Source organism: Paenibacillus sp. MABNR03, from assembly GCF_050455445.1.
Taxonomy (GTDB): Bacteria; Bacillota; Bacilli; order Paenibacillales; family Paenibacillaceae; genus Paenibacillus; species Paenibacillus xylanilyticus.
On the sequence record NZ_JBCIYR010000002.1, the window covers coordinates 1,266,130 to 1,292,132 of the forward strand.

21 protein-coding genes, 1 tRNA gene and 1 pseudogene are annotated in these 26,003 nt (G+C 44.3%); 15 read left to right on the forward strand and 8 right to left on the reverse strand.

The annotated features are described in order from the left end of the window. Window positions 1-90: 90 nt before the first annotated feature. From polA to AAIH57_RS14595, 5 genes are all read left to right on the forward strand, one after another. A complete protein-coding gene (gene polA, locus AAIH57_RS14575; RefSeq protein ID WP_430022058.1) occupies window positions 91-2,745 on the forward strand; it encodes a DNA polymerase I in 2,655 nt (884 codons plus the stop codon). Between the two features lie 115 nt (window positions 2,746-2,860). After that, window positions 2,861-3,691, forward strand: coding sequence for a DNA-formamidopyrimidine glycosylase (gene mutM, locus AAIH57_RS14580; protein WP_413034196.1), 831 nt, complete (start codon window positions 2,861-2,863; stop codon window positions 3,689-3,691). A 192-nt stretch (window positions 3,692-3,883) separates the two neighbouring features. Then, on the forward strand, window positions 3,884-4,639 hold the full coding sequence (locus tag AAIH57_RS14585) for a manganese efflux pump (RefSeq protein WP_430022059.1): 756 nt from the start codon (window positions 3,884-3,886) through the stop codon (window positions 4,637-4,639). A 9-nt stretch (window positions 4,640-4,648) separates the two neighbouring features. Further along, a complete protein-coding gene (coaE, locus tag AAIH57_RS14590) occupies window positions 4,649-5,245 on the forward strand; it encodes a dephospho-CoA kinase (protein ID WP_430022060.1) in 597 nt (198 codons plus the stop codon). Then, window positions 5,242-5,805: a lytic transglycosylase domain-containing protein gene (locus AAIH57_RS14595; protein WP_430022061.1), complete on the forward strand. Its 564-nt coding sequence runs from the start codon at window positions 5,242-5,244 to the stop codon at window positions 5,803-5,805. The genes coaE and AAIH57_RS14595 overlap by 4 nt, the downstream gene beginning before the upstream one ends. Window positions 5,806-5,959: 154 nt before the next feature. Here the strand turns inward: AAIH57_RS14595 and AAIH57_RS14600 are convergent, their stop codons facing one another. After that, window positions 5,960-6,184 (reverse strand): alpha/beta-type small acid-soluble spore protein, encoded by a 225-nt coding sequence (locus AAIH57_RS14600; protein WP_095288108.1) that lies wholly within the window; start codon window positions 6,182-6,184, stop codon window positions 5,960-5,962. A 113-nt stretch (window positions 6,185-6,297) separates the two neighbouring features. Here AAIH57_RS14600 and nrdR point away from each other — a divergent pair, with 113 nt between their 5' ends. The 4 genes and pseudogenes from nrdR (at window position 6,298) to AAIH57_RS14620 (ending at window position 8,576) form a co-directional block, all read left to right on the forward strand. Next, entirely contained in the window at window positions 6,298-6,765 is a 468-nt protein-coding gene (gene nrdR / locus AAIH57_RS14605; RefSeq protein ID WP_175399660.1) for a transcriptional regulator NrdR, read from the forward strand. Window positions 6,766-6,948: 183 nt separating this feature from the next. Continuing rightward, a tRNA-Ala gene (locus tag AAIH57_RS14610) sits at window positions 6,949-7,021 on the forward strand. 311 nt (window positions 7,022-7,332) lie between these two features. Further along, window positions 7,333-7,455, forward strand: a pseudogene (locus tag AAIH57_RS14615) (BBE domain-containing protein); the annotation flags it as partial. A 479-nt stretch (window positions 7,456-7,934) separates the two neighbouring features. Beyond that, window positions 7,935-8,576: a formylglycine-generating enzyme family protein gene (locus AAIH57_RS14620; protein ID WP_430022160.1), complete on the forward strand. Its 642-nt coding sequence runs from the start codon at window positions 7,935-7,937 to the stop codon at window positions 8,574-8,576. A gap of 71 nt (window positions 8,577-8,647) precedes the next feature. Here AAIH57_RS14620 and AAIH57_RS14625 read toward each other — a convergent pair whose 3' ends face one another. Together AAIH57_RS14625 and AAIH57_RS14630 are read right to left on the reverse strand one after the other, a co-directional pair. Then, window positions 8,648-10,303, reverse strand: a complete 1,656-nt coding sequence (locus tag AAIH57_RS14625) for a DUF4179 domain-containing protein (RefSeq protein WP_430022062.1) — start codon at window positions 10,301-10,303, stop codon at window positions 8,648-8,650. Next, complete coding sequence (locus AAIH57_RS14630) at window positions 10,278-10,823, reverse strand: RNA polymerase sigma factor (protein ID WP_175399667.1); 546 nt, start codon at window positions 10,821-10,823, stop codon at window positions 10,278-10,280. The genes AAIH57_RS14625 and AAIH57_RS14630 overlap by 26 nt, the downstream gene beginning before the upstream one ends. Before the next feature lie 212 nt (window positions 10,824-11,035). On the opposite strand from AAIH57_RS14630, the gene AAIH57_RS14635 reads away from it, so the two are divergent. Beyond that, window positions 11,036-11,881, forward strand: coding sequence for an AraC family transcriptional regulator (locus tag AAIH57_RS14635; protein ID WP_430022063.1), 846 nt, complete (start codon window positions 11,036-11,038; stop codon window positions 11,879-11,881). Between the two features lie 762 nt (window positions 11,882-12,643). Here AAIH57_RS14635 and AAIH57_RS14640 read toward each other — a convergent pair. Continuing rightward, window positions 12,644-13,858, reverse strand: a complete 1,215-nt coding sequence (locus AAIH57_RS14640; protein ID WP_430022064.1) for a hypothetical protein — start codon at window positions 13,856-13,858, stop codon at window positions 12,644-12,646. 933 nt (window positions 13,859-14,791) lie between these two features. Further along, window positions 14,792-16,294 carry a hypothetical protein gene (locus tag AAIH57_RS14645; protein ID WP_175399670.1) on the reverse strand — a complete coding sequence of 501 codons (1,503 nt, stop codon included), beginning with the start codon at window positions 16,292-16,294 and terminating at the stop codon, window positions 14,792-14,794. Window positions 16,295-16,517: 223 nt separating this feature from the next. Here AAIH57_RS14645 and AAIH57_RS14650 point away from each other — a divergent pair, with 223 nt between their 5' ends. From AAIH57_RS14650 to AAIH57_RS14660, 3 genes are all read left to right on the forward strand, one after another. Beyond that, a complete protein-coding gene (locus AAIH57_RS14650; RefSeq protein WP_430022065.1) occupies window positions 16,518-18,002 on the forward strand; it encodes an amidase family protein in 1,485 nt (494 codons plus the stop codon). A 209-nt stretch (window positions 18,003-18,211) separates the two neighbouring features. Continuing rightward, the gene (locus tag AAIH57_RS14655; RefSeq protein WP_430022066.1) at window positions 18,212-19,765 is read left to right on the forward strand and encodes a class I adenylate-forming enzyme family protein; all 1,554 of its coding nucleotides are present in this window, start codon (window positions 18,212-18,214) and stop codon (window positions 19,763-19,765) included. 345 nt (window positions 19,766-20,110) lie between these two features. Then, a complete protein-coding gene (locus tag AAIH57_RS14660) occupies window positions 20,111-22,141 on the forward strand; it encodes a YheC/YheD family protein (protein WP_430022067.1) in 2,031 nt (676 codons plus the stop codon). Between the two features lie 159 nt (window positions 22,142-22,300). Here AAIH57_RS14660 and AAIH57_RS14665 read toward each other — a convergent pair whose 3' ends face one another. The 3 genes from AAIH57_RS14665 to AAIH57_RS14675 all read right to left on the reverse strand — a co-directional run bounded on the left by AAIH57_RS14665 (window position 22,301) and on the right by AAIH57_RS14675 (window position 23,792). Continuing rightward, on the reverse strand, window positions 22,301-22,597 hold the full coding sequence (locus tag AAIH57_RS14665) for a putative quinol monooxygenase (RefSeq protein ID WP_175399674.1): 297 nt from the start codon (window positions 22,595-22,597) through the stop codon (window positions 22,301-22,303). Window positions 22,598-22,691: 94 nt separating this feature from the next. Then, complete coding sequence (locus AAIH57_RS14670; RefSeq protein WP_430022068.1) at window positions 22,692-23,342, reverse strand: nitroreductase family protein; 651 nt, start codon at window positions 23,340-23,342, stop codon at window positions 22,692-22,694. A 30-nt stretch (window positions 23,343-23,372) separates the two neighbouring features. Then, window positions 23,373-23,792, reverse strand: coding sequence for a MarR family winged helix-turn-helix transcriptional regulator (locus AAIH57_RS14675; RefSeq protein ID WP_175399676.1), 420 nt, complete (start codon window positions 23,790-23,792; stop codon window positions 23,373-23,375). 450 nt (window positions 23,793-24,242) lie between these two features. Between AAIH57_RS14675 and AAIH57_RS14680 the strand changes: the two genes are divergently transcribed. Together AAIH57_RS14680 and AAIH57_RS14685 are read left to right on the forward strand one after the other, a co-directional pair. Further along, on the forward strand, window positions 24,243-24,764 hold the full coding sequence (locus AAIH57_RS14680) for a TetR/AcrR family transcriptional regulator (RefSeq protein ID WP_175399677.1): 522 nt from the start codon (window positions 24,243-24,245) through the stop codon (window positions 24,762-24,764). A gap of 111 nt (window positions 24,765-24,875) precedes the next feature. After that, window positions 24,876-25,829 carry an SDR family NAD(P)-dependent oxidoreductase gene (locus tag AAIH57_RS14685; RefSeq protein WP_430022069.1) on the forward strand — a complete coding sequence of 318 codons (954 nt, stop codon included), beginning with the start codon at window positions 24,876-24,878 and terminating at the stop codon, window positions 25,827-25,829. The last annotated feature ends 174 nt before the right edge of the window (window positions 25,830-26,003 follow it).

Sequence of the window (26,003 nt, forward strand, 5' to 3'; positions counted from 1 at the left end):
ATGTCCAATCTTTTTTGTAGTAACAGGTGTGTATGTTATCATGAGAGTAGATACTTGAGGGTTTGACCATACGATACGTGAGGTGCTGGAATGGAAAAGTTTATTCTCATAGATGGAAATAGCATTATCTACAGAGCATTTTTTGCAATGCCTCCTCTGACCAATTCGAAAGGTCTGCACACCAATGCCGTGTATGGCTTTACGACCATGTTGCTTCGATTGCTGGAAGAGCATAAGCCGACACATGTCATGGTGGCATTTGATGCTGGTAAAGTCACCTTCCGTCACGAAGGATACCAGGAATATAAAGGCGGCCGGGAAAAAACACCACCCGAGCTGTCGGAACAGTTCCCGTTACTGAAAGAATTGCTGCAGGGACTTGGGATTGCCCAGTTTGAGCTTGCAGGGTTTGAAGCGGATGACATCATCGGAACGTTAACCAAACGCGCAGACGAGGCGGGAAGACAGGTACTGGTTGTATCGGGTGACAAGGACATGCTTCAGCTTGCCTCCGAACATGTACATATCGGACTCACGCGCAAAGGGGTTACCGAAATCGAACTGTATGACCCTGCTCAGATTCAGGAACGTTATGGGCTGACGCCATTGCAGATTATCGACCTCAAAGGCCTCATGGGCGACACTTCTGACAATATTCCAGGTATTCCGGGAGTCGGAGAGAAGACGGCTTTGAAACTTCTGCATCAATTCGGTTCGGTCGAGGAAGTGCTGAACGGTACAGGTGAATTGAAAGGAAAAATGAAAGAGAAGATTGAAGCGCACGCCGAAGATGCCCGGATGAGCAAACAGCTAGCGACCATTCACCGCGAAGTGCCACTGGAGCAAACGTGGGATGACATGCAGTTCGCGGGGCTAAAAGAAGAACAAGCAGGGCCAGCACTGGCCAAGCTTGAATTCAAGTCCCTGCTGGAACGCTTGTCGTTCAGCGGCACTTCAGTTTCTGCAGCAGAAGCCGTACCCGCTGCCGAGGTGGAATCCACCATTGCTACGGAAGAAACGATTGGTGAGCTGTTCCAGTCGCTGGATTCCATTGACGTGCTCCATGTGGAGACTCATGGCGATAATCCGCATCAAGCAAAATTGATTGGACTTGCTGTGGGGTCGGCAGGAGCATATACCTTCCTGTCCCCCGAGTTGCTTCAATCCGAAGCAGCGGCTCCGGTACGCGAATGGCTTGGCAATCCGGACAAGCCCAAACGTGGTTATGACCTGCATCGAATCGATTTGGCCCTGCACGCGCATGGTATTGAGTTCGCCGGAGCATCCTTCGATGTGCAGCTTGCTGCCTACTTGCTTGATCCTACGGAATCCAATCAGACGATTAGCGGACTGACTTCGAAGTATGGTCTGCCTTCCCTGGCTGAAGATGATACGGTTATGGGTAAAGGAGCGAAATACAAGGTACCTGATGTAGAGGTCCTGGGCGATTTCCTGTGCCGTAAGGCTGCTGCCGTGGCTGCCATCATTCCTCTTCAGGAGCAGGCACTTGAGAACGATGAGATGAACGCGCTCTTTCATGAGCTGGAGATGCCGTTATCACGTATTCTGGCTGATATGGAGAAGCAAGGGATCAAGGCCAATACAGCAGATCTTCAGGCACTGGGTCGTGAGTTTGAAGAACAGATCAGCAGGCTGATGGCAGAAATCTACCAACTTTCCGGTACGGAATTCAATCTGAACTCTCCGAAACAATTGGGTGAGATTTTATTCGATAAGCTTGGCCTGCCTGTAGTGAAGAAAACCAAAACGGGCTACTCCACAGATGCTGAAGTGTTGGAGAAGCTGGCTCCGTATCATGATGTGGTACAGCTGATTCTGCAATACCGCCAGCTTGCCAAGCTGCAGTCCACTTATGTAGAGGGTCTCCTGAAAGAGATTTCGGACCGGGACGGCAAGGTGCATACGTTCTACCGTCAAACAATAGCTGCAACGGGGCGTCTCAGCAGCCAGTTTCCGAACTTGCAGAACATTCCGATTCGACTGGAAGAAGGGCGCAAAATTCGGAAGGTATTTGTTCCTTCCGAGCCCGGTTGGTCCATTTTGGCGGCAGACTATTCCCAGATTGAATTGCGCGTACTTGCCCACATCTCGGATGATGAGCGGCTGAAGGAAGCTTTTGTTCATGACATGGATATCCATACCAAGACAGCGTCTGACGTATTCGGAGTTAAGGCCGAAGAGGTGGACAGCGACATGCGTCGTTCAGCCAAGGCAGTTAACTTCGGAATCGTATATGGCATTAGTGACTACGGTTTGTCCCAAAATCTGAACATCACACGAAAAGAGGCTGCTCAATTTATCGATCAGTACTTTGAAGTTTTCCAGGGTGTTCGTCGATATATGGACGATATTGTGAAGGAAGCACGTCAGGACGGCTTTGTCAAAACGCTGCTGGAACGCCGTCGGTATCTGCCGGAGATCAATGCAAGCAACTTTAATCTGCGTTCCTTCGCAGAGCGTACGGCAATGAATACCCCAATACAGGGTACAGCCGCAGATATTATCAAGCTTGCCATGGTACAGATGGACGAAGCGCTTCGTGAACGCAAGTTGAAGAGCCGCATGCTGCTGCAGGTGCATGACGAACTTGTATTCGAAGTGCCAGCGGATGAGCTGGAGCTGATGAAGGAGCTTGTACCATCCGTTATGGAAAAGGCATTGGAACTTTCTGTACCGCTGAAAGCGGAAGTCAGCTTCGGGGAAAACTGGTACGAAGCCAAATAGCAGACCCCATGCGGGTTTCCGTTATTTCACAAACGTTACTTCACAAGGATTCGACACAAGAAGGGGTCCCGCTGAAGCTCATCTTCCGTTATAATATAGGGGAGGTGAGAACATCATGCCGGAATTACCGGAAGTCGAAACAGTCAGAAGAACATTAAATCAACTTGTTGTAGGTAAGACTATTGAACGCGTAACCGTTAGCTTGCCGCGCATCATTCAGCGGCCGGACGATATAGATGCATTTGCACTGGAACTCACAGGACACACCATAACTGGCGTGGAACGAAGAGGCAAATTTTTACGGATTTTGTTGGACGGGCTGGTACTGGTCTCCCATCTGCGGATGGAAGGAAGATACGGCGTATACCAGCAGCACGAAGAAGTGGAGAAGCATACCCATGTTATCTTTCACTTTACGGATGGTACTGAATTGCGTTATAAGGATGTACGTCAGTTTGGGACCATGCATCTGTTTACTGCGGGAGAAGAACTGGTATCTAAACCTTTGCTCAAGCTTGGTTTGGAACCGCTGGATCCGGCATTTACAGTGGCAGCCTTTCGTGATGCTGTTGGCAAACGGACAACCAAAATCAAGGCTGTGTTGTTAAATCAGGCATATGTCGTTGGCATCGGGAATATTTATGTGGACGAAGCCCTTTTTCGCGCAGGCATTCACCCTGAAACCATTGCCAAGACGTTGACCGAAGCCCAATTAACGGTGCTGCACGAGGCGATTGTAGCTACGCTGCAGGATGCCGTGAATGCAGGTGGATCTTCCATCAAATCGTATGTTAATGGACAAGGCGAGATGGGTATGTTTCAGCACCAACTGAAAATCTATGGACGTAAATCCGAGCCTTGTACAACATGTGGTACATTAATTGAGAAAAGTGTTGTTGGTGGTCGCGGGACGCATTACTGTCCGAAGTGCCAACCACTAAACTAAAACCAATGAAGATACAAATTGAAATTGTCGTTTACACACTAACGGCTTGAATTTGTATCAAATGAACGAAATGATTAAAACGTAGCACCCATGGATTACTCCCTCCATATACTGATATGGCAGAATAAGCGGGCGAATACCTACTTGAAACGGTAGGTTAAAATGAGTTCCCGCACAGGGGAGGAATCCGGGGTGCTGCATCATTTTATTTCATTGCTGGCGCTTGCTTTGGCGCTTAGTTTAGATGGTTTTGGTGTTGGGATTACATACGGGCTGCGCAGGACGAAGATCCCGCTGTTATCCATTGCTGTAATCTCCATTTGTTCGGGATTGGTCATTGGCCTGTCTATGCAGGTTGGCGTTCTATTATCCCATGTGGTATCTCCTGATGTGGCTTCGATCGTTGGTGCAGTTATTCTGATTGGTATTGGCGCGTGGTCATTGATACAGCTGATCCGAAAGCAAGGGAAAGATCGACTTGAATCGGATGCTGGGACGGAAGAAAATGGGGGCAGAGGGCAGACGACAGATGATAGACTGGTCAAAGGGAAAAATCAGGTGCTAGCGCTTGAGCTTGAACAATCTGTATCTGGCGGGTCCCTGGAACGAATGGTATTTACACTGGAGCTGCGGAAGTTAGGTGTCGTTATTCAAATCTTGCGCAGTCCTTCCAAAGCGGATATGGACAATTCAGGCAGCATCTCCGCCCAGGAGGCGATGTGGCTGGGAATTGCTCTGTCACTGGACGCTTTCGGTGCAGGACTTGGAGCCGCTTTGCTGGGTTTCCCCACATTGTGGACTGCGCTTGTCATCGCATTGTTCAGTGGTGCATTTCTGTTACTGGGCATGAAAGTCGGATTGCGTTTTGCAGCTCTGCGCTGGATGAAGAGGCTGTCTGTGCTGCCTGCGTTGTTGTTAATGATTATGGGAATAATGAAGCTGTTATGAGGTGAAACGATGAATATTGGCTTAACCGGCGGGATCGCAACGGGAAAGAGCAGTGTTTCCGCCCTACTTGCCAGTAAGGGAGCGCTGCTGATCGATGCAGACGTGATTGCCCGGGAGGTCATGATGCCCGGGCATCCCGTCTTGGCTGCCGCTGTAAAGCGGTTTGGACAAGCCATATTGAATGAGGATGGGACACTGGATCGGAAAAAGCTGGGAAGCATAGTGTTTCAGAATCCGGATGAGCGCAAAGCTCTCGAGGCAATTACACATCCGGCTATACGTCAGGAGATGCGGGAGCGTGCTGCTGCATATGAAAAGGCCTATCCGGACAAGCTTGTGGTATCAGATATTCCTTTATTGTTTGAATCCGGTTTGGAAAAAGGCTTCGATGAGGTTATGGTTGTATACGTCCCGAGATCCGTGCAGCGGGAGCGACTGATCAAAAGGGATGGAATGACAGAGGCCGAGGCCGAGGCTCGTATTAATGCGCAGATGGATATTGAACATAAGAAGCAGCGTGCTGATGTGGTTATTGACAACAGCGGCTTATGGTCGGATACGGAGCAGCAGGTTATTTCATTTTTGCATCGTAAGGGTTTGATATGAGGTTACTGCGCAAGAAACGGGTACTGCTGTTGATGTTTGTTTCATTTGTATTGGTGCTGTTCCTGAATACAAACTGGATGGCGTGGTTTTATCCGATTCATTATAAGGAAGAGATTCGTGCCCAATCTCAGAGCTATGAGGTCGACCCTTTTCTTATCGCTTCCATCATTAAGGTGGAGACCAATTTTAAAACCAGCAAGGAATCCAGAAGAGGTGCCATCGGGCTGATGCAGCTGATGCCGGATACAGCAAACTGGATCATGGAGCAGGCTAAAATTCCGGGGACATCGCTGGAGGAACTGAAGCACGAGCCTGAAAGGAACATCCAGCTTGGAACATGGTACCTCCGTAACCTCTCAGAACAGTTTGATGGCAATGAGACGGCAATGATTGCCGCATATAATGCCGGACCAGGCAAAGTCAGCGGGTGGCTTAGAGATGGTGTGTGGGACGGTTCCTTCGAAACGGTCAAGGATATTCCTTTTGGAGAAACCCGGCACTATGTACAACGAGTCATTTATTATTATAATCAGTATGTAAAGATCTATAATACGTTCTGAAGACGGACAGCAAGCATTTGTCGAAGTAGTCAAAAGTATATCAGTCTAATTCGATTATCTTCTATGAGCTAAATTGAAAAGCAAAAGCACAGAGCAGGCCGGTGAATCACCGGCCGCTCCATGCTCCTCTGTGTAACATATTACGATGCAGAGATTATTGGTATTGACCAGCCAATTGCTGTTCTGCAATTGTTACCAGACGTTTCGTGATGTATCCACCGATCGAACCGTTCTCGTAAGAAGTCATGTTACCTTGGTATCCGTCTTGTGGGATGCTGATTCCGAGTTCTTGAGCAACTTCATATTTCAATTGCTCCAGTGCTGCGGAAGCGCGAGTTACTACCAAGTTGTTGGAGTTACCGTTGCTGTTTTGGGCCATTGCTGTTCACCTCCTCGCGGTTGGTAAAAGTATTATGTGTCTTCAATGCGATTTTCATAACTAGATGTTTCAGGGAATTAGTGGTAAAAGTAAAACATGGGAAGTGATCTGAATTGAAATGTCCTTATTGCGCCTACCTAGGCACAAAGGTGCTGGATTCACGGCCAGCCAATGAATCCAAATCAATCCGCCGCCGTCGTGAATGCGAGCAGTGCAGTCGCCGCTTTACAACATTTGAAATGGTGGAAGAGACACCACTGATCGTCATCAAGAAAGACGGCAGCCGGGAAGAGTTTAGTCGTGACAAGATTCTCCGTGGTCTGATTCGGGCTTGTGAGAAACGACCAGTCTCTGTAGAGAAGCTGGAGATGATGGTTTCCGAGGTGGAGAAGTCACTGCGGAACACAGCTGAAGCTGAAGTTGAGAGTCGTCAGATTGGTGAACTGTTGATGGAGCAGCTGTTTCCGGTTGATGAAGTGGCCTACGTACGTTTTGCATCCGTGTATCGCCAATTCAAAGACATCAATATGTTCATGAAGGAATTGAAATCGTTGTTGTCCAAAGAGGATCTCGAAGATTAGAGAAGTGGATCATGGGAGAAGAGCAGTCTGAGCTTTTGACACGAGTAGCCATTCCAAGAGGTTGTTCTTCTCCAAACACTTTGCGTTCTTAAAAAGTTGTTGACAGCTAATGCTGCATTTTATATGATATAGGAGTCGCCTGCGGAACTGCTGCAGAAATTGACAAGCATCTTAATGTAATGTGGGGCCTTAGCTCAGCTGGGAGAGCGCATCGCTGGCAGCGATGAGGTCAGGGGTTCGATCCCCCTAGGCTCCATAACTAAAGAACCCGCTAAACACAAGGATTTCCGAGTGTCTGGCGGGTTTTTGTGTGTACAGATTGTTCAAGAGCTTTTGTAGCAACTTATAATCTAATGTTCTAATCTTCTCGTTCTTTAATGTTATTAAAAATCTCACGGTATTGAAAATCTGACGTTTTCATCACAGTTAAGGAGCCATCGGGTTCCAATACTACAGCTCTCCACCTGGTGCATGGAAGAAATCCCATGATTTCATGCTGCCTGCAAAATCTCCTCCTCTCTAATGCGTTCATTCTTCATGACATGTTTCAAATAATTCCCATTTTAAGGGCAGGTTTATTATGGAGCTAACTATGCCAGATTACGGAGAGTAAAAGCCAAATATGACCCGAAAAATGTGTTCAATAATCCACAAAGTATCACTCCGGCAGGGTACACAAGGGCTAGATAACATTTTGATTCATCTGTAGCAGTATCCATGCATCCGAGAAAAAAGCGTCCCTGTTCAGTAATGCGGACTTCAGTTCTGTGATCAAACAAAGATGATCTTTTAGAACTGGAGTCCTGAACGTGGAGAACTCGCTCATAACATCCTAAGGAGATCTAAGCAGTGGTCCCACAATTTGCAGAAAGTGATAGCAAAAAGTTATACTGTTGATCTCCAGGGTATAGCCTGAAATTTTTGATTACGGTAACATGACAGTATAATTCTCCTTTAAAAATACATATAGTGCCGCTAATGTGCTGATGGCAATAGTTATTGGCTTGAGTTTTTTCGAATAGACGGCGTACCCACGATCACAATGCGGACAACCGCTACATTGCTGAGAGCTACGTCTGGAGCTTCACTACAGAAAAGTGAGAGGATCTGGAACATAAAGAGGAGGAGACATCTTGTTCAATGAAGGTCATCATGCTGCACATTACCCAATGGTTCAGATCCCTGCAGGAAGTGTTGGATTACGAGACGATCGGATTAAAAAGACATGGACGGTTGATGTCAATTCCTTTTGGCTTGCCTCGATTCCAGTGACGAATGAGTTATACCATTCTATTGTGCAAAGGAGCGCTGAGCGAAATAATCATCCCCTCTCACCGGTTACCAATGTTTCATGGAATGAAGCGATTCTCTTTTGTAATTTGTTATCCCAGCAACTAGGGCTACAAGAATATTACAAAGTCAGCCAAGATAGGGAGAGAGTTGCTCGTAACTTGGGAGCAGATGGTTATCGTCTCCCTACGGAAGCGGAGTGGCAGTATGCGTGTAAGGCTGGCACCAGCGGTTATCGTTATGGAGAGCTGAATGACATCGCCTGGTTTGAGGAGAATTCGCAAGGAAGGGTCCACGAGGTCGGTACAAAGGAAGCGAATGCGTGGGGGCTCTACGATATGCTTGGGAACGTCTGGGAGTGGTGCTGGGATCAGTATGATGAAGAGGTGTATGGTTCCTACCGTGTGTTCCGTGGTGGCAGCTGGGCAGAAGAGGCCAGAGGTTGCGGCTCGACGTGCCGACGTCGAAGCCACCCTACCTTTGGCATTGATGATCTGGGCTTTCGCCTTGCTCGAACATGAAAACTAAAAATGCCCTTGTACAAGGGCATTTTCCATGTGGACTGCATTTTTATATAAAGTTTTTTTAGAAACTACTTATTGCTTGTGAGTGGAATTCGTAATTCTTCATCCGGCTTTTTGGTTGTATAGTTCCATACATACAGATCTATATTTTCACCCTTAAAATCTTTGTACACTTCCGTATGTTTATTATCCGAATCATTAAAATATAGCGGCGCTAAGTAATGCTTGTCTCCCTGTTCAAGGAAATAGGATTGATTAATTCCGCCAAATGTAGTGTCCGGGCTGAAGGACTCAACATACAGGTTACCGTCCTTGAGATAATACGTCCAACTCAAACGGAATCCTTCGTAATCACTCGCTATTGTTTGTGGCTGAGTAGAGATATCCGTTAGACGGATAGAAGCCTGGCTTCCAGCATGTTCATCTACTCGATCCTTCGCGATCAAGGTCATGGGTTTGTTGGACAAAGAGCAAACATCCATCAGGAGTGAGTCCGTCTGCTCAAATCGCAGTTCTGTTTGGTTAGGATTCACTGTACCTTCAAGGGAAACATAGCCTTCCATCGTTTTTCCGTCGACTTCCAGCTGATAGGTCCGGTAAGGAATTCTAAAATAGTCTTCTTGGTGATTAATGGTTACTCGAATCTGTGTTGGCGTCACCACAATCCCACGAATGCTAGCCTCTCCACCCATAGAATTCAATGGAATGTCCATTTCTTTCTTAACCGTTCCCGTTTTCATCTGCTGTTGAGACAAGGAGAGATCGAGGTTCCATGTTCCATCAATTCGTTCTTTCTCATGTGTATAAGTGAAGGTAAAACGATTGGCCTTTTCTTTGAACTGCTGCCCGTTAAATATTTGCATGCTGGAGTAAGCTCCCGTTGCTCCCGCCGTGCCGTAGACAGGGCTTTCCGTTTCCTTAATGATGTTCCCATTTTGATCATAAGCCGTGATTCTGGCCCAAGTCTGTTCCTGTAACTCTTTATCTGTAAAAGTCACGTTGGAACGTATCATGATTTGATCTTCCGTGTGCTGGAAGGATTGTACTTCTACCGCTTCGATGCCATCCTTTTGAATATTGAATTTCTGAGTATTAGTATCTTGGGGATCGAGTGTAATGTCCTCCTGAATGTCTTGCAAATAACGAACACCTGTAATGGAGAATTGAAGTCCTGATTGGTGGTTCTTTGGCATTACCCAGTCCGTTTCGAAGTATCCCTGATAAACACCTTGCTCTTCGTTCCATTTTTGAGAATAATGTCCTTCAATAGGCTCTCCATTGCTGTCTTTCAAAACCATCTGATCATATCTGATTTCTTTTCCGTCTGTTTCCATGCCAGGTTTAATCGTGTAAAGAAGAACCGTTCGGTTATCATCCACAAAAGCGTTATGCACTGTTAGGGTAACTCCGTGGGCCGTGACACTTTGTTCAATGGACTGGCCATACCCGGCTTGAAGTGCCGACTCAATTCCTGACTTGTGGGAAAGAATGTCGCTCCAGTCATATTGAAAGGCAGCATATACCGGCGTAGCCATGACTGCCACAGATACACCCAGAACAATGGCGACTTTGGTTTTTCCCCGCTGAGAGTTATGCTTGATCTCATCAACTACCCGCAGCTCGCCCATTTGAATGCTGTTGAACATTTTTCCAAAATCCGGATACTCTACGTGTTCTGAATGATTCTTCATGTGCTTCTTAACCTTGGATTCTACTGTATTCAAAATGATTCTCTCCTCTCGTTTTAACCTTCTCGTAGTATTCCAGTTTCTTTCGCATCATTTTGAGAGCCTTGTGTAATCTTGTTCGAACCGTACCCTGACGTATGCTCAGGATCTCCGAGATCTCAGCAACAGAGAGATCACCAATGTAACGCAGAGTTACAACACTTAGCAGCTTGTCCGGCAATTTTTGCAGTTGTTGCTCCAATTCCGCGAAAGATAGCTTAGCCATAACGATTCCATCAACGGAACCTTTGGCAAGAGCCTCGTGTTCATGTAAGTTCTGTAATTGATCTTGCTTATCACTTTTGACTTTGTTTTTACGAATAATGTTAAGGCAATGGTTCATGGCGATCCGCATAATCCAGGCCTTTAAATGTGTGACATTTCTCCAGTCCTGCCGAAATACAGTTACAAACACATCATGGCATACATCCTCGGCATCCTGGATGTTTTTGAGCATATACAAGCAGGTGCGATATACATCTTTGTTATAAGTATTGAAGAGTTCATGCTCGGTCACTTCCGGTACTCCTTTCTTGTTGGGATATATTATAGACAAGTGAGCGTCGAAAATGATTCACTTTTTTTATTCTAGTGCAGATAAGATTGGGTTATAGACTCATTACGGCTAAGAGTAATCATATAAAAGTCAATCGGACAGATCAAAGCAAATAATGACAGGCAGTAAGATAGGCTTTCATCTATTATAGAAGTCAAGGAGTGGTCAACCATATGAACTGGATTGAATCGTTACAGAAAGCTATACAGTATATAGAAGAGCATTTACTCGAAAATGTAACGATGGAGCAGATTTCAGCACAAGCTCATATTTCGCCTTTTCATTTTCAACGTACGTTTGCACTATTAACAGATGTTACCGTATTCGAATATATACGACGGAGACGATTAACATTGGCGGCACATGAGCTCTTACAAAGTGATCACAAGATTATTGATCTAGCGCACAAGTATGGATATGACACACCTGAATCTTTCTCCAAAGCCTTTCGCAGACAGCATGGAATTGCACCAAGTGAGGCACGAAAAAGCAGCACCTCGATCAAATCATATAATCGCTTGGTTATTCAAGTCAGTTTAAAAGGAGCAGAACCGATGAATTATAAAATTGTTGAACAGGATGAATTTACGTTAGTTGGAATCAAGCAGGCCTTCTCTTATGTAGATGGGGAAAATTTACGAGAAATCCCGAAGATGTGGCAAGAAGCGTATTCCAGTGGAACAGAAGATCGTTTAGTGGAACTGAATAATGGGGCTATCCAAGGGTTACTTGGAGTCTGTGTAGACAAGACTGAGATCGAGGACAAGCAAATGGAATACTGGATAGGTACGGCTTATGAGGGTGAAGTACCGGAAGGATTGGCATCCATAACGATTCCTGCTTCCAAATGGAGTGTGTTTGAAGTACAAGGTCCGATGCCTGAGAGCATACAGAGCCTATGGAAACAGATTGTCTCCGAATGGTTCCCATCAAATCCTTATGAGCATGCGGGTATTCCGGAATTAGAAGTATATCCGGGCCATCATCAACCACCCCAAATTTGGATACCGATTAAATAAAGGAGGTGAAATGAATAACTTCAAATTTTCATCCTTTTCGAATAGTAATTCCACAGCTTGTAAGCGGGGATACATCGATATGGTGGGAAAGTACGTTAAACGATGACTTAACAGCAGACAATATCGGGTAGCTTAAACGTCGAGCAGTTAGGGAAAAGCAAGGATTTGACTCTTTCCGATGTTGATTTCTATATTTAGAAGATGGAGGTGTTCAAAAGCTTTTCAACACCCTTCATCAACACCTTATATTAAAATCTTAATTCAAAACCTTTTCTTAAAGCCATAGATCAACACCTTTAATTAATACCTTTTTACAAGCCATAAAAGTGCCTCGAAAAGCTTGAACCATAAGGGCTTCTGTATCTGGATAAAATTAGATATAGAAAGCTCTTATTTTTATGCAAAATAACAATTGCAGGACACACATTCGAGAACACTAAACGAACACTAAATGTATAGAAGCCCCCATCAACGGTCAATTCATCCAAATGAGTAGAATCGATATAGACATCACCTACATAACAAAATCACATGATAAAAAACGTTATCCACAGTATTATTGATGAAATTGGGATACAAAGGAAGTTATGAGATCTCTTCTATTACCCTACTTTAAGACAGGTCCCGTTAAAAGCACCCTCAAGAACAGCAAAATTGAACATCAAATAAGCAGTCGCTCTACCAGTCGTAGAACCACTGCAATACAATTTAGGCTGAAAGCGAATTGAAGGGAACACAAATAAATCTAACCAATGAAAAAAATTAGATGACGCTCGTTTGATAAGGACTATTTTTTTGGTTACGGATATACTTCTCAATTTCCATTTTGATCTCCAGGATAGGGGCTGGGAGAGTTTTGATGCGGTAATAATGGTGGACAAACCATTCAGGATGTTGCCTGAAACGGTTGAGCCAGTACATGTTGATGAGACGAAGCTTGTCCCACACTTTCATTTGTTGTTTATGGGCTGCTTCAATTAGTTTTTGATTAATGACAGAGATCTCATCATTCGCATAGAGGTTGGTCTCCGCCATGTGTTTCTTCTGCTCGATATGTTCAAGTTCCATAGACAATTGTGCAGCGTAGTTGAGCTCGGCGGATTCCATAACGGACCGAAAATAGGCACTGATTTCATTGAGTTCATTTTTTTCTTCATTAACAATGTACGCCGAATCTTCTCTGTATATCATGTTGAAGAAGGTTTGTGACCGTCTTCTATTTTTTTGAATGCTGAAGAGGGCATTGTCAAAAATCTCGGTTGCATATTCATATCCAAATTTGGCATAGTAGTCTTCCATTACTTTTGCTATTTGCCAAACTGCTTTACGAGACAAGAAGTCACAACAAAAACGATGCTTCATAAGCTGTTTGGTCACCCATAGCTCAGCACCTTCCGAATAAACTTCACCCATGTCGATCCATTTTTGATGAACGTTCAGGACTTGGAAGTTTTCCGTGTGTATTTTTATTTTTAGATATTTGGCTGCTTTCTTTAGGATGGTTCTAGCTTCCTTTGGCGTGCGTATGTTAAGTAGGCCTGCTGCCCCGTAAAGATCATTTATGTAACCCCAGCGGAAATTGCCTGGAATGTAGACAAGCTCTTTGCCGACATAATGAAGAACAAAGCGTTGAACATTTCGATCCTCGGACAGAAATTCTTCACAAGTAAAGAATGCAAAATGTTTGGCATATAGGGTTTCTTGAGAAAACTCCGCCTGATCGCGTACAAAAACATATCGATCAAAAAACAATGTACCGGAGTCATTGTAGTGGATAATACCTTCGTGTTCTAATTTGTGGAGAAGAATTCGGATACGATAAGTGGAGGTACTCATTCGTTTTGCGAGCTCTGTCTGAGAAAGTGGAACTTCTCCGCCATATGCGCAAACGGTACCCAGCAGGAGTTTGAGTTTGAAAAGCAAACGAGTATCATGATGTAGGGTCTGTGCATCGAATAGATCAGGATGGTGTTTCATCTGCGCCTCTCCTTAACTCCCAACTGCAAAAATGGGTAGGGAAAATAAGGGTTTTGGCTTTTGTTTTTTTAGAAGACATGCTATAATGAACACATCAAAAAAGAAGCAAGACCAAGACCCCGACTTTTCGTGGTTTTAATAAGTGTCAGTCGCCAAACTATCCACTTATTAGAACGATATCGTTGGGTTCTTTTTTTATTTTTATAGAGATTTTTATTAGCTTTCCATTCACTATATATTGATTATAGCATCCGTCTATTTAATTGGGAACACCAGTGGTAGTACGAGAAATGAGTAATAAAAATAGAAACAAAGAATGAAACCGTAGTTTTACGATTATACATATAGTACGAGAAAAAAGTTAGAAAATAAAAAATAGGGCTACAAGCTTGAACTTTTTTTGTGCTCAACAAATATAGAACTTTTTTTTAAGCATTTTAGTACGTGGAATTCGTAATAAATTTAGTATGGTACGATTTTTAAGTAATAATTATTAGAAAGTACGAAAAATAAGTGAGAATTACGATGATATCAAGGATCCTACCCTGTAGTTGGAGAATTGAAACATAGATTTGTAGTACGAGTAATTCGTAATAAAAATGGAGACAGCCGATTCTAAGCATTATAAATGATGGATAATTAATAAAGAACGAATAATAAGTAATAAAATGAAATACGGTACGTAGTTTTCGTAATAAAATAATATGATCTAATTGTTTTAATAGCACTATAGCAGCATATTCAATTTTATTACTTCATCAAGTACGAGAAAAAAGTAATAATTTAATACAAGTACGAAAATTGAGTAATAAAAATTCAATAAGTAGTTCAATAGAGTAGATCGAAAGAGATTCCTAAAATGCTTAGGCTAAGTAAACGGTGCACGACATTCACGGCAAATGTACATAAACAAAAAAAATTGGAGAATGTGGTTCATTCTCCAATAAGTTCGGTTTGTATAGGGAAGGTAAGTTGTATAGGCGGTTCCGCCTGATCAAAAAAGTCATGCATTTCCGTGTGAGTCAATGGAATAAAGGAAATTTCAAAAGAGGAATGTAGTCTTTTATAATCAGCAATCAGAAAATTCAGGCTTTTAAACTCTTCTAGAGCATCCTGGATTTTTTTCATATTTTGTTCCGTTTTTCTTTTATCCATCCGGACTTTACGCAAGAAGTAGCTGAGCGGGAAGATATCTATGAATTGGTTCCCTTGAACATACCGCTCCAGACGTTCTTTCTGTAATGCATGTACTAAAATCTTTGAGATGTTACCTTCGATGGAGTTAAGGCTGTCTCTATAGATCTTAACGGTCTGCTGATTAATATATTGTTGGTGGAAATAAGTACCGATGACAATTTCAGCATAACGTCTACCATTTGGATTGGAGTTGATGACTACCGAGTCAAATATGGACCAGTCCGCAGAACCAGATCTGGCTTTTTCTGATTTTTTCTTAATCACGGCCTGGAAGCCGAATGATCTGATTTTACGTAATCTTTTCTCAATTTCAACATAGTTTTTCACACCAGAGGAATTGTAGGCTTTACTTACTAGCTTGGAAATATCAACGGTGATCGTACGGTCGGTGTAGAACGATTCATCCTTTTGGGATAGGACGTAAAAAATGATATCCCGATCGGTACCATCCAGTGACTTCGTAAGGCTTTTATCAGCTAGCAGGAAATCTCCATCTTCCACTTTGATAATCGTGCGCAGAAACTCATTGTCACTGATCTCATAATCATCGAAGTAGGTTTGTTTGTTGGTGATTTCGTCCAGTTCCATTCTGATCTTCAGGTTTGTTGATTTTTCCGCAAAAACGACATCTTCGATCAAGCCATGAGGCTGCACATCCACTGCATTCGTCAAATCGTGTTTATCAATAATATCAGCGACAATAAAATGAAGATCGGTATCGATCGCCTTTTTGATCTGATTGGTTTTTTTACTCGACAAGTAGCGATAGTCAGTAAGATAGGTGGAGCTGGTGGTTGCCCACTCACTTATTTGTTGCAAACGTAAAGCTGGTAAATCATTCAGGTCTTTTACGCCAATCAGTCTTTCGGATTCAGCAACGATATCCAGCCCCCCATTGGATGCTTTCATTTGCTCCAGTGCAAGTTTCCAAGAACTTATTTCGATCAAAACAGGGTTATTTGGCACGGAATCCAGTTCTTCTTTAAATTTCTTGAGCCAATACTTTTTGCTCTGCTGTCTTTTGCGATAATTTTTATCCCGGATTTCAACATGATCCTCCAGATGAGGAGTATCAAATCCAAAATTCTGAATGAGGATTTCCTTTATCACCTCAAATAGCCAGGTTTCTTTTGTCGTGTTTGTAGACTCTTTGTAGACGTACATGTATAAATGATCGACAATTCTTGGAGGTAAACACTCAATTGTCTTTGTAATTGCAAAAAGCGAAAGTTTAACCATAGCCATTCTCCCTTAAAAAAACTTCTCCATAAAAATATATCATAACTTCCTATCAATTAGGGCAGGGATTATCATGGAAAAGTATTTCATGTGGGAAAAATGACATCTGACAAAGGCTGTCTTTTTATAATTACTGCTTCTGATCTTTGCAGCGAGGCAGAGGACAACAGATTTGTTCGTCGAACCATAAGTAGTAACAAGCAAAAAGGGAGAGGCTGTAAAAATGGATAAAACGGTAAGTGATCTTTTAGTAGAGGCAGACATCGTTTCGGTACAGGCAGCGATGGAAACAGGTTCTTTATCGTCGGAGGTTTGCGTTCGCTGGTATTTGGAGAGGATTGGAAGGCTCGACCCTAAGCTGAAATCGGTACTCGAAATCAATCCGGACGCGATAGAGGTTGCCATTGCGCTTGACGCGGAGCGGAGGGAATATGGAGCACGCGGACCGCTTCACGGCATCCCGATTCTGCTTAAGGATAATATCGATACAGGAGACCGCATGCATACCAGTGCCGGTTCAGTCGCGCTTGCCGAACATTTTGCATCAACGGATTCGGTAGTGGCTGCCCAGTTAAGAGCCGCCGGAGCTGTATTCCTCGGAAAAGCAAATATGACGGAATGGGCGAACTTCATGTCGAGCACGATGTGGTCGGGGTATAGCTCCAGAGGTGGACAGACGCTCAATCCTTACGGTCCTGGAGAGTTGTTCGTTGGGGGATCGAGTTCAGGTTCCGCAGCAGCCGTTGCTGCGAATCTGTGTACCGCTGCCGTGGGTACAGAAACATCGGGTTCAATTATTAGCCCGGCCTCCCAAAACTGCCTCGTAGGTCTTAAACCGACAATCGGCCTGGTCAGTCGTACAGGAATTATTCCGATTACGAACAGCCAGGATTCAGCCGGCCCAATGACGCGTACGGTCCGGGATGCTGCGATTTTGCTCGGTGCGATGACTGCGGTGGATCCGGATGATGCAGCGATGCATGAGAATGGACGGGTAGTCTATACAGATTACACGTCCTTCCTGGATGCGGATGGCCTGCGAGGTGCGAGAATTGGCGTTCCGCGGTTTTATTATCAAGGCCTGGATGAAGCAAGAGCGGAGATTATCGAACGGGCGATTACTGTATGCAAAGAACATGGAGCCACCATTGTGGACCCAGTATCTTTGCTCTGTGAGAGTGCGAAGTGGGACTGGGACGTGATGCGGTATGAATTTAAAAAAGGGCTGAATGATTATTTAGCCAAAGCTGGTCCGGGCGCTTTCGTTAGGACGTTAGATGAGCTCATCGCCTATAACGAAGCAAACCGTGAGGTTGCCCTTAAGTATGGACAAGATACGCTGATTTGGTCGAATGAAACAAGTGGTACATTGTCTGAACCGGAATACTCCGAGAGCTTGCGACTTAACCGTGAGTTATCTCGGGACCAAGGCATTGATCACGCAATCCGCGAACATCGACTAGACGCTTTGCTGTTTTTGGGCAATGAGGATGGACTCGATTTGTCCGCGCGTGCGGGTTATCCTGTCATTACCGTTCCGGGCGGGCATACGGAAACAGGCACCACCGGGGAAGATGGCTATACGACCAAAGGGCCTCAGGGAATTACTTTTGTCGGAACCGCCTACAGTGAGCCCATCCTTTTGCGACTAGCCTATGCGTACGAACAAGCAACAAAATACCGTTTTGCGCCAACCGATCCGGTGTAATCTTAGAAGAGTGTAAACGGACACGACAGCTCAACAACCAAAAGAGACGGCAACCATCCCTGGCTGCCGTTTATTTACTAACGTCAAGTGAGTTATACATTATTAGACAATCTAATGATGTTAATCGAAAATTGTTATGTCTAATTTTTCCAATAGTATGATATGCTCTCGTTAATCCTAGTACTCAAACCAGATTAAGGGGAGTGAACATGTTTCTGTTTGAACGACTACCACTAGCAGCAAGTTTGTTTTCTGATGCGCCAGCACTTTTAAGATACGGGCAGAAAATTACATACGGTGAGCTCTATCATCTCGCTGAAAAACTTGGGCGTGCCTTCTATGCTGAGGGTCTTCAACCAGGGGATCGGCTTGCTATTCTCGGGGATCCTGATCCCCAAATGGTTGTTTCACTCTATGCAGCGGTTGAGGTGGGTGCAATACCAACAGTGATTTCACCGTTGCTAAGTCCTCCAGAGATTGCAGCGATTCTTGAGAACGCTGAGCCCAAATTCCTGATCCATGATAACCGTCACGCCAAGGCAGCTTACTCCGCTGTAAAACTTCTTTCGAGATCTCCAATACTTTTTGCGACTGAAGAAGGTTCTGTTTCTGATTCATTGGGATCTATTTTACACCAGAATTTGGGATTACGACCCATTGAAGCGATTGACCGCAAAATGGAGGATACCGCCGTTTTAATTTATACAGGAGGAACGACTGGCAGACCAAAGGGAGTAATGCATTCACATCTCGGAATTTCAGCATGGAATCAATGTACGCCTACTAAAGGCTTGGGGTATGACATGGATCGTCGAGTGTTAGTACTTAATCTATCTCACCTAGTCGGCCAATTCCAACTGTGGGCAACCATGGCAGCCGGAGGCTGCCTGGTCTTTCTAGATGAATATCCGGCTAACGTTCAGCGTATCGTTGAGGCAGTGGAACGCGAACAGATTTCGCACCTCAGTACGGTCGGACAATTGCTGCGTGACCTGACCAGTGAGGTATCCGTTATGGGTAAAGATTTACCAAGCCTTAAGGTTATTGGTTGTGGAGGATCTGTCATTTCACCGGATACCCTAAAGAATGCGGTTCAACAGTTTCCAGGAGCGTTGATCGTTAACAATTACTCTCAAGCAGAATGTGGAATGGCGATCAGTCGACTACTGCCTGCACTTCATATGGATGATCCGATCCGTCTTCGCTCAGTAGGGCGTCCTTCGGATTTTGCTGCACAAGGAGAAAAAGCCTTTCAGGTCCGAATCGTCACTGAAGAGGGGCAGGATGCACTAGATAATGAACCTGGCGAAATTGTAGTTCGCGGATCCCAAACGATGTTGGGGTATTGGCATCAACCAGAGGCTTCTAGCGAAGCAATAAGCAATGGATGGATACGAACTGGTGATGTAGGGTGTTTGGATGGTGAAGGATATCTATATGTGCTGGATCGTTTCAAGGATATGGTCATCATAAATGGTTCAAATGTGTTTTGTCCTGAAGTGGAACAAGTGATCATGACTCACGAACAGGTTATAGAGGTTGCCGTTATCGGACTTCCACAACCCAATGAAGGAGAGGAACTCGTTGCTTGCATCGTTCTACGTGAAGGTGGTAGCCTAGAGCTGGAAGGATTGTGGGCGTTTTGTGAACTCAGGCTAGCACAATATAAATGGCCAACGAAGATATATATTCTCGATACTCTGCCGCGAACCGCCGTGGATAAAGTGGACAAAAAAAGGTTACGCATGCAAGTACTTTTGTAGTGAAAAAGGTTAAAACCTGAAGTGATATGTTCTGTAGGGTTAGCTATCGGTCGACACGATCGATTGCTTATATTGTATTAAACGTATATTCATATTATGTAGTCTGATTATCATTGAATCTTAGGATGCTAATCCTGAATTAGTTATCAATGAAGAAACAAAACCATGCCGCGGAATTGTAGAGTGGATCAAATAAGTGACGAATGCAAATAATATATTTTTGATAGATAATTATAGTGACGGGCGAGTATTCACCTACGTGGATGCTCGCCCTTTCTGTGTTCAGAATATGTTCAGCCCTGCCATGTATAATCGGCTTTAGAATTTTCGATATGAGGTGGTTAGTTGTTAATCGGTGTATATCGCAAAAACGATCCTCTACAAACACTGCCCGAGAGACGAATCAGCGAGTTGGTTGCAGAGGGATGGAGACAGGGTGTAGATGTATTTTTCTTTGATGCCAGCTGCATTGATATGGAGCAGGAAAGCATTAAAGGGAAATTTCAGGTGGGAGACTCCTGGATGGAGAAGAGGATCTCCCTGCCGGACGTAATTTTAAATGAAGCACCTGATCCGGTTAAGAGCAGACCAGAGAGTGAGAAGTGGCTGCGCCGCAGGGTGCCTTTTACGACATTTCTGATCCATGGCAAATATGAGATTCATAAGAAACTGGAGCCATTATTCCAGGATCATATGGTGCCAACAGAGCGGCTGCTAGATCTGAATGGACTGCTGGCATTTTTGGATGTGCATAATGAAATAATCGCCAAACCCGATCAGGGGTGCAGGGATAATTCTATTTTTACCGTGAAGAAAAAGGAACAAAACTACTTATGGCGCCAGCATGCCGAGGAAATCCAGCTCGATTATACTGATTTGGAGAAGCGTGTACAGGACGTTTTGGCACAAGGATCGTATATTATTCAGCCTTATTTTCCTTCGATAACAGAAATGCAGGAGGTCGTGAACTTCCGAGTACATATTCAGCGCAATGGTACGGGACGGTGGGTGGTAACCAAGGTGTACCCTATAATCGGCGCCCCGAATTCCATCATTAGCAATTTAAGCCAAGGCGGCTGTACCGAGGATGCAAAAAACGTGTTGCAGCAGTTACTTTCAGATGATGCAGATCAGATCATCCGTGAAATGGAACGGCTTTCTATTCGGATGGCAGAAATAATGAATCGTTCGTACTCCTTTCTGATCGATGAGCTCGGGATGGATTATATAGTGACCCCTGAAGGGCAATTATTGTTTCTGGAAGCCAGCATAAGTCCTCAAACGCGATTTCATGAGCGGGAACGGGCGGCAAAAGCGATTGAATATGCACAGTATGTGGCGAAGGCAGGGCGCATGGTGTCGAGTCCCGTTGTGGCGATGCTGACTGCTGACTCAGCAGACGAACCGTTGGCAGCTGCCTGCGCTTACGCAGCGAAGTGGAATGACGCAGAATTCTATTATTTTGGCCCAACGGATGTGCATGCTGAATTGCGGTTCATCAAAGGCTGCGTCTATCAGGATGGAGAGTGGGAAGCCCGGTACTGCCCTTTTCCTAATGTGGTCTACGACCGATTGAAGGAGCGCGGCAATGCGAGTTACGATAATGTTTACGCTGCTTTGACACATGTTCCTTTTACGGACGAACGAAGTGGTGAATCCCTTAGCAAGAAAAAGATATATGAATTTGTACAAAAGGATCCGGAGCTGTCGACTCATCTTATCCCTTGTCAAGCAGTTAAACACACTGACGAGGTTCCAGCTTTTATTGATACGCACGGTACTTCTATTATCAAACCCTCTCGGGGGTCATTGGGTGAAGGGATACTCATTGTTCAGCGGGAAGAGAATGGTTATGCCGTAAAGGACCATCAGCATATTCACAAAATGAGTGAGAAGGAATTCGCCGAATGGATCACGATGATCGCCAACAAAAACAGCCATATCGTTCAAAAGTTTATCCGAAGTGAAACCCGGAGTGGGCTTCCTTTCCATATTAGGCTTCATCTTGTTCGTAACGGAGAAGGCGAATGGTCGCTTATATCGGCATTTCCCTTTTTGTCGACGCAACGTGATCATAAGGTGGTCAATCATCCAGACTCTCTGCGTGCTGTTACAACATGGGATTGGCTGTCACGGCACGAGTTTTCCGATAAACAACAGGTTATGTTTGCCATGCTTAAACGGTTCGCATTAAAAATGGCCGATCATATTGCCGGCAGTGTAACAGATCGAATATGTGAGTTAGGGATCGATGTGGGAATCGACCCGTCAAGCCAAATATGGCTTTTTGAAGTCAATATGAACAGAAACGGTTCAACTCATCGAGAGTTTGATGTCGCGCAGAACATTATTCCGTTTGCCCTTTCTTTGCAATGAATTTCTGATACAAAATAATAGCTAAGATTGAAATATCTTTTTTTTCAATGGAAAAAGCCGTTCCAAAGTCAAAATGACTTTAGGGACGGCTTCTTTTAATGGCACTAATGGAGCCTGCATGCCTTGTTATTGGATTAATCAGATCAAACTTAGTGTGACTTAGTGTTTAACCGCTTCGCCAGCGAATACTTCCACGTTCATCGGAGCAGCCATGAAAGAGGGTGCTTGTTGAACAAATGCTTGGAAATGCGTGCTTGCGTTATGGGCTGCTGTAGCTGCTTCGTCTTTCCACAATTCGATCATGACATATTGATGTTCTTGTTCTGTGCTTTTGTTCAGAGCATAGCTGATATTGCCTTCTTCATTGCGTGTTGCTGCAACGAGTTCTTTGGCTGCGGAGAGGAAAGCTTGCTCTTGTTCCGGTTGAATTTGCAGGTGTGCGTGAATGATAATCATGTGTATTTACCTCCGTTAATGTATATAAATTTGTTTGAATGGTGCCGAAATGTTAAGGGTGACGCTATTCATTAAAAAGGTGAAGATAAGATGATTATGCCCAAGTTGTAATGGTATCAACAGGCAGACGGTAGGATGGATGACCATCTTTGGCTGATTTGCCAATGGAGATCAGCATGACTGGTTGATAGCGTTCTTTGTCCATACCGAAGGCTTCAGCGATCTGGTCTTTTTCATAACCGCCAATAGGGTTTGTATCATAACCATGCGCACGTGCGACAAGCATCAATTGCATGGAAACCAGACCTGCATCAATCAGGTTGACATCGCGAAGGGCGGAAGGTGGCATAACATCGTAATAAGGCATTACTTTGGCTAGCTGCATATCCTTCACTTCTTGTGGCATATAACCGAGTTCTACAGCTTTACCAAAAATCTCATCCATATACTCAACATTGTTCATGTCGATAAACACGCCAATGACTGCGGAAGAAGTCAGAACCTGATTTTGATTAAATCTGGCAAGAGGAGCAAGCTTCTCTTTTCCTTCAGCGGTGTCCACAACCAGGAAACGCCAAGGCTGCAGGTTGATGGAGGATGGTGCACGGGAAGCTTCTGCCAAAATTTCGGTCATTTCTTCACGGCTGATTTTTACCTCTGGATCATAAAGTTTAACGGAACGACGGCCATACGTGATTTCGTTAAAATCATTTGTTTTTTGGAACGTACTTTGAAAGGTACTCATGAAATGAATCTCTCCTTGTAAAAGGGTTTATTAAAAATTGTTTTGCATTCGTTCGAGATAACTCGCGAGAGCTTGAATTTCCTCTTCACTGAAGTCATGTAAAATCTGATGAATGAAATTTTTCTTCTCTACTTTGTAACCTTCAATATGTTTGCGACCATCATCGGTCAGACGAACAAAGGTGACCCGATTGTCTACCGGATTTTTGCGTCTGCTCACCATGCCGTCAGCTTCGAGCTGCTTCAAATGACGGGTAATGGCGGCACTATCGATATTAATGATTTTTTGCAGCATCGACTGGTTGATCTCGTCGACCTGATCCAATTCATGCAAAATCTCAAAACGTGATGAACTGATCCCAGTGCAGCGCTCGAACTTGGGACTGATTTTGTTGCCAAGTGCATTGAGCAGGTTGATGATCTGCTCTTCCTTTGAAACGATACGTGTCACGACTAGACCTCCCGGGTGAATCTGGACATGAACAACGGCTTATGTTCACACAATCCGATTGTGGCCTTTATGCTGTGCCATTGCTAATAAAAAATAATGGATGCCTCAATCATTGACACATCAATCATTGATGGCTCAACTAATATATCATGGCTATTTTTATTTTGCAAGCCAAATTCATATGAAAAAATATGCACATGAATTTTGTCGGCTCTTTATGGAGTAGCATGTCCCGTTTTAGAGAGAAATATCGTAATAATGTTGTGAATGAGACATTTATCAACTCTACTGGGCAAGGATAATGAATGAATACAACTGTAAAGCGAATTCAGCAGCAGTATAATTACCCGCCAACTCAAAATGGCTAGAGAGATCTTTTGCAAAAACGGCTGGTATCCTATATACTTCAAGCTATTGATCAATTAATAACTATGGTTAGAGGTGAATAATATGACCAAAGATACAACGGCTTCAGTGAATCGGCGGAACGATATAATCTCGGCAGCCATCGAAGTATTTGCAGAGATCGGCTACTACCGTGCAACGACAGCTCAAGTAGCTGAAAGGGCACAGATTTCGCAACCGTATATTTTTCGCTTTTTCAAAACAAAAGAGGCGCTGTTGCTGACTGCACTGGAAGTTTCATGGACGCGGGTCATAGATTCGTTTCGGCTGGTGGTGGAAACGGCCACACCGGATCAACTGGAGAGCGAGTTGATTGAAGCGTACGAGCAGATTTTGGAGTCTCACAAAAGCGAAATTATGCTCCAGATGCAAGCACAAACCATTCAGGAAGATGTCATCCGGCAGGCAATGCAAAAAGGTTTTGGCGAAGTAAGAACGATGGTTTTGAATGCTTTTAGCAATGCAGGCATTGCCGATGCGAAGCAAAGAACGTTGGTTTTCCTGGCGATCGGCATGTTATGCAATATATCGACAGCACTGGATATGCCTGAGCTCAAAGAGAGATAGAGAGGGTTATTACCCTTTTCAACAATAGTTATTGATCAATCACTAAATATAGGTTATATTGTTTTCAAGTAAGTAATTGATCAATAACTAAACAGGAAAAGGAGAATGGACATGAAAAAAGCTATTGTTATCGGGGCAACAGGCGGAACAGGTGCGGCAGTTACACAGGAATTGATTAACCGGGGGATATCGACTGTGGCCTATGGGCGTTCACGACACAAATTGGAACAGCTTGCTGCAGCATTGGGGTCTCCAAGTCACCTTCAGCTCGCCGTGGGGGATGCCTTCGAACCGAATGAGATCATTGCTGCTTCCCAGGAAGTTGATGTGATGTTTCACTGTGCCAACGTCCCGTATAACGAGATGGAGAGCAGGCTGCTACCTCTGGGTGAATCTGTTATGAAGGCAGCAGAGCAGTTGGCTCTGAAGGTCGTTGTCATAGATGGTATATACCCTTATGGGAGAAGCCAAATGAATGAGGTAACGGAAGAACATCCGAAGCAGCCCCATACCCGAAAAGGAAAAACAAGACTGGCCTATGAACAGATGTTATTCAGCAGCAAGTGGACCAGAGCCCAAGTCATGATTGTACGCTTGCCTGATTATTATGGTCCGACGGCGAATGAGGCATCCTACCTGGGATCAACACTTGAATCCATAGCGAAAGGTAAAATGGCCTTCTTTATCGGTAATATGAAGACTCCGCGGGAGTATATCTATTTACCTGACGCAGCAGTCATGGTGGTGGAGTTGGCAAACAGGGAGAATACGTATGGGCAGAACTGGAATATTCCCGGTTCAGGCATCATCGCAGGTAATGACATCGTCCGGATTGCACAGAAGGCAGCAGGTGTAACCAAACCTGTAGTGCCGCTGGGTAAAATCGGGTTGTCCTTGATCGGGCTGGGGGTGCCTGTGATGAGGGAAATTGTAGAGATGTTATATCTGACCGAGGAGCCGCTCATTTTAAGCCGACAAAAGTACGAGCGCAACATTGGTCCGGTGCAGGCGACTTCGTTCGAAGAAGGAATTGCGGTGACAATCAGACAGCTGCTGAAGAAGTGAATTATATTTTTTGTTCATTTGTAATTGATTGATCACTAACAAAATATAATATGGTATATCTAATGATGGGCAGATCCAGAATTTTTATGGGTCTGCTTTTTTTGTCTTGATGAAGATGAGCATGAATAGTGGCTTTATGGTTTCTGATAGACAACCGATAGGACATCAGGCTTT

Excerpts from the sequence above, each read along its gene's own strand:
- AAIH57_RS14680 (WP_175399677.1), top strand. The coding sequence starts at position 24,243 with ATGACCAAAGATACAACGGCTTCAGTGAATCGGCGGAACGATATAATC.
- polA (WP_430022058.1), top strand. The coding sequence starts at position 91 with ATGGAAAAGTTTATTCTCATAGATGGAAATAGCATTATCTACAGAGCA.
- AAIH57_RS14650 (WP_430022065.1), top strand. The coding sequence starts at position 16,518 with ATGGATAAAACGGTAAGTGATCTTTTAGTAGAGGCAGACATCGTTTCG.
- AAIH57_RS14645 (WP_175399670.1), bottom strand. The coding sequence starts at position 16,294 with ATGGTTAAACTTTCGCTTTTTGCAATTACAAAGACAATTGAGTGTTTA.
- AAIH57_RS14600 (WP_095288108.1), bottom strand. The coding sequence starts at position 6,184 with ATGGCCCAAAACAGCAACGGTAACTCCAACAACTTGGTAGTAACTCGC.
- coaE (WP_430022060.1), top strand. The coding sequence starts at position 4,649 with ATGAATATTGGCTTAACCGGCGGGATCGCAACGGGAAAGAGCAGTGTT.
- AAIH57_RS14635 (WP_430022063.1), top strand. The coding sequence starts at position 11,036 with ATGAACTGGATTGAATCGTTACAGAAAGCTATACAGTATATAGAAGAG.
- AAIH57_RS14655 (WP_430022066.1), top strand. The coding sequence starts at position 18,212 with ATGTTTCTGTTTGAACGACTACCACTAGCAGCAAGTTTGTTTTCTGAT.
- mutM (WP_413034196.1), top strand. The coding sequence starts at position 2,861 with ATGCCGGAATTACCGGAAGTCGAAACAGTCAGAAGAACATTAAATCAA.
- AAIH57_RS14640 (WP_430022064.1), bottom strand. The coding sequence starts at position 13,858 with ATGAAACACCATCCTGATCTATTCGATGCACAGACCCTACATCATGAT.
- AAIH57_RS14670 (WP_430022068.1), bottom strand. The coding sequence starts at position 23,342 with ATGAGTACCTTTCAAAGTACGTTCCAAAAAACAAATGATTTTAACGAA.
- AAIH57_RS14665 (WP_175399674.1), bottom strand. The coding sequence starts at position 22,597 with ATGATTATCATTCACGCACACCTGCAAATTCAACCGGAACAAGAGCAA.
- AAIH57_RS14685 (WP_430022069.1), top strand. The coding sequence starts at position 24,876 with ATGAAAAAAGCTATTGTTATCGGGGCAACAGGCGGAACAGGTGCGGCA.
- AAIH57_RS14620 (WP_430022160.1), top strand. The coding sequence starts at position 7,935 with ATGGTTCAGATCCCTGCAGGAAGTGTTGGATTACGAGACGATCGGATT.
- AAIH57_RS14595 (WP_430022061.1), top strand. The coding sequence starts at position 5,242 with ATGAGGTTACTGCGCAAGAAACGGGTACTGCTGTTGATGTTTGTTTCA.